Source organism: Fictibacillus arsenicus (assembly GCF_001999465.1).
Lineage (GTDB): Bacteria > Bacillota > Bacilli > Bacillales > Fictibacillaceae > Fictibacillus > Fictibacillus arsenicus.
In genome coordinates this window covers 1-912 of sequence record NZ_MQMF01000047.1, presented here as the reverse complement: position 1 = coordinate 912, position 912 = coordinate 1, and the positions used below count along the sequence as shown (strand labels likewise).

At 76.1% G+C, this 912-nt stretch carries 1 protein-coding gene; it reads left to right on the top strand.

The features are described from left to right. Positions 1–222 precede the first annotated feature (222 nt). Positions 223–912, top strand: a 690-nt coding sequence (locus UN64_RS21715) for an alcohol dehydrogenase catalytic domain-containing protein (RefSeq protein ID WP_216352816.1), incomplete at its 3' end; no start/stop codon positions are given.

Genomic DNA, 912 nt, shown 5'->3' with positions numbered 1-912 from the left:
GGATGGTGAGGGATTCGAACCCTCGGCGCGGGGTCACCGCGCACCGGTTTTCAAGACCGGCTCCTTCGGCCGCTCGGACAACCATCCCGGGCCTGACCGCGACGGCGTGGGCCGCCGCGTCGAGGACCCACTCTAGCCCGTGGCCCGGCGGGCGACCGGTGGCGAGTCCGGCCCCCGCGCGCGAGGATGGACCCTCGACCCCCGACCAGAGGAGGAGACCCCATGGACGTCCCCGCACAGATGCGCGCCGTGCGATTCACCGGGGCCGGCGACAACGGCGTCGTCCGCGTGGGCCAGGAGCCCGTGCCAGACCCCGGCCCGGGCGAGGTGCTGGTGCAGGTGGCCGCCGCGGGTCTCAACCGCGCGGACATCGCGCAGCGCGAGGGCCGCTATCCGCCGCCGCGCGGCGCCTCCGAGATCCCCGGGCTCGAGGTCTCCGGCACCGTGGCGGCGCTGGGACCCGAGGCCGGGATGCCGGGTGAGGGGCGCTTCGCCGTCGGTGACCGGGTGTGCGCGCTCCTGGCCGGCGGCGGCTTCGCCGAGTACGTCGCCGTGCCGGCGGGCCAGCTCATGGCCGTCCCCGACGGCGTCGGACTCGTCGAGGCGGCGGCCCTGCCGGAGGTGGCCTGCACGGTGCACTCGACGCTCGTGGCCGGGCAGGCGTCCAGGCCGGGACCGGGTTGCTCGTGCAACGGCGCCACCGGCGGCATCGGCTCCTTCGCCGTCCAGTTCCTCACCGCGCTCGCCGCACGGGTGCTGGGCACCGCCGGCGGCCCGGAGAAGGTGGCGCTCGGCCGGCGGCTGGGCGCCGAGCAACATGTTCGACCACCGCGCCGCCGAGTCCGGTGCCTTCGCCCCGTGGGTCAAGGAGGTCACGGACGGCCACGGCGCGGACGTCATCCTCGACGTCGT